Source organism: Acinetobacter sp. USHLN143 (assembly GCF_037145695.1).
GTDB lineage: Bacteria > Pseudomonadota > Gammaproteobacteria > Pseudomonadales > Moraxellaceae > Acinetobacter > Acinetobacter fasciculus.
This window is the reverse complement of sequence record NZ_JBBCWZ010000103.1, coordinates 1-6,963: the sequence shown is the minus strand read 5'-3', so window position 1 is coordinate 6,963 and position 6,963 is coordinate 1. Positions and strand designations below refer to the sequence as shown.

Here is a 6,963-nt window from a genome sequence, read left to right as displayed (position 1 = left end):
TGGAATGTTGTGATCGTGGATGCCACAGAAATTCCAATCCAAAGGCCTAAAAAAACAGAAGAAAAGCTATAGCGGCAAGAAAAAGACCCACACTTTCAAAGTACAGGCCATGATTCACTACAAAACTCAGCAAATTCTGAGTTTATGTACCAGTCGCGGTGCAGTGCATGATTTCGAGTTGTTCAAACGCAATTTAAACCAGATTCCTTTTGGGGCTTTTATCCTTGCAGATAAAGGCTATCAGGGGATTTATGTGTTGTATCCGAATAGCCTGTTGCCATTAAAAGCCAAAAGACACTGTAAATTGGATCCTGAATTGAAAATCTATAATCAGGAAATCAATAAAAGAAGAATCGGAATTGAGCATGTATTTGGCAGCCTGAAAACCTTCAAAATCCTTGCTGAGCGTTATCGAAATAGAGGTAAAAGGCTTGGTTTGAGATTCAATTTAATCGCTGGAATCTACAACTTGGAACTGAGCAAAAAATGATTTATGAAAGAGGTCTAGTGTTATATTAATTTTGGTTTGTTATCTTAATCACTTATTTCTTCTATAATGTGAATTTGGTTTAAATTTATTTTTGAGAAGAGAATGATTTTTTTATTTGAATTTAAGCATTGAACAGTGCTTAAAAAAGAAAAAGCCTAATCTCGGGATTAGGCTTTCGTATTTATGCTCTAAATAATATTGCCACAGATATCAGTCGTACCTTGTGGATAAGTGAACTGTAGGGCATTGCGGTCAGTGATTAGCTCTGATGAGAATTCTAGTCCTGTGAGTTTGTCTGAGAAATCACCATTTTTATCTGAAGAAGCACTATTAAAGATATCAAAACCAATATTTTTTAATGCTGACGGTAGCGTTCCTTTATATCCCTGATCAATGCCATTGATAATAAAACCGAATTGTTTCGTATTCTGGTTGATATATATCCCTATACGATGGTACTTACTCTGATAGTCAGTCATCTTACTGTGATAGTCGGCAATTGAGTTATATTCTGTACCATCGCTATTTTGGTAGTTGAAAGAGTATGACAAAGAAGGTGGATTTTCACCAAACTCGGGATCAGCGCCACCTGCTATGAAATTATAACTAGATTTTACGATATAACCATTTTCTGTGGCGCCACTAAAATTAATATCAGCTATATAAGATGAACCAGGTTCACCATAGTAGCCACCGTTTAGTGGAGCGGCAGGGATGTCTAGTTGCATTTCAAGTGCAAAAATTCCTGTTGTAGGTAAGCTAAAATCTCCTAAACCATCATGTAGTGATGGAAAGTAAAAAGAATCCTTAGCTGAATATAGCCTTGTTTTACTAGTAGCTAAATATTGTAAATAATTAAAAGTACCGTATTCAGGATAATTAATTGAAAAATATGGAGGGGCAACAGTTAAGCTAAATTTTTGTCCATTGATTGTAGGAAATAGTCCAATCAGATAGTCTGGATTCTGTTTGTTCCATAAATCATCGTAATCTTGTTGTGTTGCATCAAAGTTATACTGACATGTTTGACTCTGATCTAAACTACGTAAACTTAAGCTAGTTGATGTTGTTGCTGTAGATTGGGATGTAGTATTGCTACTTTGTGAGCTATTTTGATTTTCACCACAGCCAAGCAGGGCTAAGCTAAGCGTCAATATACCAATTTTTTTCATTGATAGTTCCTATAAGTTAAGTGGTTTAAAATTTTTTAAAAAAGCTAAAAGTTCATACTTTTGAATGGATTTAATTTTTATCAAGTGAAAATTTCAGAATTTATAGTTTGATTTTTAAAAAAAAGACCTCTTTTAAAAAAAAGAGGTCTCGTGAAAAATCAATCATATTCGATAGTTACAGTTGCCATTGCTCGAACTTTTCCTGCTGTTACGTTGGCATTTGTTTGATAATATCGCGCTGTAAGTGGTACGTTATATTCAATAGTCTGGTTAGATTTAACTGTACCTAATTCTAATTTGTCACCTAAACCAATCACGCGATTCTGATTATTATAATTCCATAGAAGTTGAACACCTACACCGTTTGCTTTTGTTGCATTTGGTTCGAGATTTCTTAGGACTTGAGTGTTTGTACCTTCGGTTTGATAATCAAAACTCAAACTTATCAGGTTTTTCTCTTCATAACCTGTTGGGTTTTCACCACCGTTACAAAGGATATTCAGATCAAAGCTTTGCTCACCTTGCGTGGATCCAACACCAGTAAAACCTGATTTTGTGACAGTTGGTAGTGTGACAGCTTTGTCAATATTACCTCGCCATTCACAAGAAGAAGATGAAATAGTAATTGCATTTCCATAAACTGTGCTGGTTAAGAAAGGGCGATCACTTCGACTTCCAGCATAATAAGTACTATATTGTCCAGGAACTAATGTTCCAGAGCCTGTATTTTCTGCGGTTTTAATAATTTCAACTACAAAATAACCCTCAGCAAGAGTAACACGAGGTCCAGGTACAGGACGTGTATAGGGGTAATAGCCTGAAAAGTTCGTCGCATTAAATGCTTCACGATAAATTCGAATACCAATTCCAGGAATATTTGTTGAGTAAATACTATTGCCCAGTGAACTTATTGGACGATTCTGTATTAGACTCGCTACCATCATTTCGTTACTATCACAATTGATGTACCTAGTTTCAGAGTTAGGGCGGATTTCAAATGAAGATTTATTTAGAGTTTTGCCAACAGGATCACTAGGTCGAACAACGACACGACCTACAGCCATACTAATGTCTATAGTTCTAAATCCTGATGCTGGTGTACAAGCTGCATTTGCCTCGCCATACAAACCAAGACCAGCGGTGAGCAAAACACTGTTTAAGAGTAATTTTTTCATTTACAAACCGCCTCAGTCATTATTAAGTTTTGTTGATCTTGTGCAAGCTGAGCTGTTACGTCATAAGTAATCTCACATTGCTCAGCGCTATCATCACCCCATTTTACATACAATTGATCTTGTGCTTTTTGGGTACGTAAATACACCATGCTACCTTGAGCAACAATACCAACAGACTCATTATTTTGATCAAATACTTGAGCTGCAAATGGTAGATTTTCACCAGTCGAAGTTTTAGCAGCAATGTAAATTGCATAACCTTTCTTCGTAGAAAAGTCTACTTTCGTAATAGACCCTGCGAATGGGGCAATTCGTTGGCTAGTTTCTTCAAGTTCGACATTTGTAGACATTTCTTGTGGGTCAAGTGTGATGTCATTTAAACGATATGGTGTTACATAAGGAATAACAGCATAGCCATTCTTATTGACACTTAAACCTGTTGTATTATTGACTTTGGCACCTGCTGCATCAGGTGCATAAACCAATACCATGGTTTGACCTTGTTCAGGGCCGAATAAGATACCATCGCGATGCGCAACAATATTTCCTGTTAAACTTACCATCGCTTGTTGATAGGTATCAGCAATACTATAAGATCCACCAACGGTCGTGAAATTGGTGCGATAGCGACCATTTACGTTGAATGTTGGATTGTTATAGTCTTGATGTGACATGGATGAACCATAGCTAAAGCGATCGCCAACAGTACCACTAACACCAACAGTTCGGTTGTTTTGTGATGCATTTGCATTCACATTCATCGAATGTTTCTTAAAGCTCAATGGGAAGGAGAGCGTCATCAAGTATTCAGTGTCACGTGTACGATTATTAGAGCTATAGTCAACTTGTCGTTTGGTTGCAGATAAACCATAAGTTAAACCATGGTAGTTATTACTATAACCAAACTGGTATTGTTTACCGCTTTCATTGCGATTCCAATAATCAACCCATGAACCGACCATGTAGAAGTTACCCCAACCATCAGGAAGACCCTGATTCAAGGTAATTTGAAATTCACTACGTTGTTTACCCACAGCATAGCTGTTGATACCTTTATCTTCCAAATCACGGATTAAAAGTGCATCACGTAATTTGTAATAATTTTCAGTCGAGTATCGATATGCTGCTAAGGTTAAATTGGTACTTGTCGGAGAGATCAGCTTACTATAGCTCAAGCGATAACTTTGACCAGATTGAGACGCTTTTTTCTCAAAGTCAGCTTCAGAATGGGTTACGTCAACTGAAATAGCACCTAGAGGTGTCGCAAAAGCTGTACCTAATAGTGCAGATGCATATCGTTCAGTAGCTTGAAAACCTGTATAACCAGTCAGGTAGTTGTTAATACCGAGTTGGTATTTACCTTGTACAACCCAAGGGTCTAAATCAATATCACGATCTCGGAACTCACCAGCAGTGACCGAGTAGCGACTCATGCCAGGTCTTAGCATTTGAACGACAGAAGCGTAGGGGATTGAAAATGTTTGAATATCACCATTTGATTCAATCACAGAAACTTCGAGTTCACCACCGAAACCCGTTGGGTAGAGATCATTAATTTCAAAGCTACCTGGTGATACAGTCGTTTGGTAAATCAATTGCCCTTGTTGACGTACTTCAACTTTAGCATTTGTTTTTGCATTGCCACGAATACGAGGTGCATAACCCAGCATACTATTTGGCAGCATCCGGTCATCACTAGAAAAATCAATACCACGGTATCCAAATGAATCGAAAACTTCACCATTGGTAAAACTATCACCTAATGTAAGTACACCACGATATTGAGGAAATGCACGTTGCAAATAGGTACTTGTAGATTGATAGTTTGATTTACTTTCATTCTCGTTAGGCTGATCTTTCCACTGCCATTGACCATTGTGACGTAATTGCCAGCCAGCAAGATTCGCTCCAGCTGTTAATGCCATAAATGCATTAGTGGTTTCTTTATTGTCATTGCTTCTATTAAATGTTTTATATGCACTACCGCTATAAGATAAAAAGCCAGCATTTACACCACGATCCCAAACACTTGGATCGACATAGCCTTGAGCATTTTTTTGTATCGCAACCTGAGGAATAGAAATATCTACACGCAACTTAGACGTATCAAAATCATAGTATGCATCTTCAATCCATTCATCTATTTTTAGGCAGCTATTTTGTGAAATAGCAGACTGATGGATCGCTAAAGCATCTTGCTTAACACCGTACTCGAGTAAAGTATTAGAGTTGAAGCAGGTAACGGCATTTTGTTTAGGATCGACAGCTTTAAATTGCATACGGCGTTTGCCGAACCATTTACCATTAATATATACGTCTACATTATATTCACCTGGTAATACAGGGTTACCGTACTTAAAGCGTGAAATATCGATCTTTTGCGCATCACCAATCAAAAATGAAGAGTCGAACTCGGCTTCCATCGCATTATTGTTTTTGAGTTCGTCTGCATACACCATCACTGGCACAGTCATGCTGATTATGCCAGAGGTTAGGTAAAAAAAAATATGACGCTTTAATAATCTATATGGTGCGTGCTTTTTTGACATAATAAGAATCGCCTATATTGTATAGGTACTTAAAATTATTGGTTATCTGGATGAAAAATGATTATTGAAACTTAATTGGTTTCTCGACACGTCCGCCATAATCATTCACATTGATAAAGCTCATTTTTTCAGTATTGGAGATTTTTAATTGAACACGATCTTCAGAAAATGGCTTTAACATTAAACCTTTGGGTAATAAATCAACTTTTTTATCACCATTGACTTGATAGATTGAAGTCATCGTAATGTGAAAAGGTGTTGGGTTTTTGATGACCACACTTTGACCTGCTTTTTGCCATTGCAGCTTATCGGCTGCTAAATTAGCATCTTCTTTAATACTCGCAGGGCGGTAGAAGAATTTAATTCTTGAACGAATTGCAAGTTGTAAAAAATTATCTGGTACTGATTCGGCACCTTTACCTGTTGGTCGAGGTGGAATATCCAATACGTTTAACCAAAGTACAGATTCTTGCTGTTGATTTAGCTGTGATGCACTTGGTAAAGCTGTAATCCGGAGAGTTTGGCTTTTTGTTGCTTCAACACGCGAAATCGGAGGCGTGATCATAAAAGGAACTTTTGATTGATCAGGTGTACTTTTTGGATCTCCTTCATCAATCCATGCTTGGACTAATGCAGGTTTAGAGCCATTATTACTGAGCTGTAAAGTGACTTCACGTGCATCGGAAGGATAAATAACGCGCGTGCCGTGAATGACAATCTCTGCATGAGTAGCAGTTGCTAACATTGAACAGAGTGCAAAACCAGACAAGAATTTACTACCGTTAAATGACATGTGAAATATTCTCAGAAAAAGGCGAAAGTGATGAAATACAGAGGAGTTTCTATGTTCGAAAACATAGAAACTCAGTTATCAATAGATTATTGATAAATAATTGTGTATTGAACTGAAGTTGTTACTTCACCAGCAGTTGAAGCGCCAGTTGCATAGTATTCAGCATAGTAGTTAAGATCAGCGCTACCGCCTTCTACAACGTCAACCCACTGAGAGTTAGCTTGAGCACCAGTAGCGCCAGCAGCTAATACAGGGATTACTTGGTTGTTGTCACCAAGTAATTGAACGTCAACGTTTTGAGCACCAGCAGCAGCTTGGTTGATTAAACGACCAGTATTGAAATCAACAGTTGCACCTGGTTCGAAGTAAGTTACAACTTTACCAGCTGAACAGTCTTCCAAGTTGATTTGGAATGGAGTACGACCTGCTACATCACCAGCTTTTGCTAGAGTTTGTCTAGAAACAGTAGGAAGAGTAACTGTGAAGTCTTTACCTGCTGGAGTAACGATGTTACAAGTTTTGTCAGTTACTAAACCATTGATTGTAATTGTTCCGTCAGCAGCTTGTACATTTGCAATACCAACAACTGAAAGAGCAGCGATCAAAGCAAGTTTTTTCATAATAATTTCTCAAATACATCAGTTAAAAGTTTGAATTATATTACCTTTTCAGTCTTTGTACACGACAAAAAAAGATAACTCATTGAAATAATGGCATAATACTTGTTTTCTGAAGACGAATATGATGACACATTTCAATGAGTTATATCTCATCTTAAACAAAT

Annotated in this window: 6 protein-coding genes; 1 reads left to right on the top strand and 5 read right to left on the bottom strand. The window is 37.4% G+C overall.

The window, feature by feature from the left end; all coding sequences use genetic code 11:
- Window positions 1-19 precede the first annotated feature (19 nt).
- Window positions 20-490, top strand: a complete 471-nt coding sequence (locus WFH18_RS16110) for an IS5/IS1182 family transposase (RefSeq protein ID WP_032069767.1) — start codon at window positions 20-22, stop codon at window positions 488-490.
- A 188-nt stretch (window positions 491-678) separates the two neighbouring features.
- Here the strand turns inward: WFH18_RS16110 and WFH18_RS16105 are convergent, their stop codons facing one another.
- The 5 genes from WFH18_RS16105 to WFH18_RS16085 form a co-directional block, all read right to left on the bottom strand.
- Complete coding sequence (locus WFH18_RS16105; RefSeq protein ID WP_004997040.1) at window positions 679-1,662, bottom strand: DUF4882 family protein; 984 nt, start codon at window positions 1,660-1,662, stop codon at window positions 679-681.
- A 158-nt stretch (window positions 1,663-1,820) separates the two neighbouring features.
- The gene (locus WFH18_RS16100; protein ID WP_138742591.1) at window positions 1,821-2,837 is read right to left on the bottom strand and encodes a fimbrial protein; all 1,017 of its coding nucleotides are present in this window, start codon (window positions 2,835-2,837) and stop codon (window positions 1,821-1,823) included.
- Complete coding sequence (locus tag WFH18_RS16095; RefSeq protein WP_164543360.1) at window positions 2,834-5,386, bottom strand: fimbria/pilus outer membrane usher protein; 2,553 nt, start codon at window positions 5,384-5,386, stop codon at window positions 2,834-2,836. The genes WFH18_RS16100 and WFH18_RS16095 overlap by 4 nt, the downstream gene beginning before the upstream one ends.
- A 61-nt stretch (window positions 5,387-5,447) precedes the next feature.
- On the bottom strand, window positions 5,448-6,179 hold the full coding sequence (locus tag WFH18_RS16090) for a fimbrial biogenesis chaperone (protein ID WP_004997033.1): 732 nt from the start codon (window positions 6,177-6,179) through the stop codon (window positions 5,448-5,450).
- An 86-nt stretch (window positions 6,180-6,265) separates the two neighbouring features.
- On the bottom strand, window positions 6,266-6,799 hold the full coding sequence (locus WFH18_RS16085) for a fimbrial protein (RefSeq protein WP_164543361.1): 534 nt from the start codon (window positions 6,797-6,799) through the stop codon (window positions 6,266-6,268).
- Window positions 6,800-6,963 lie beyond the last annotated feature (164 nt).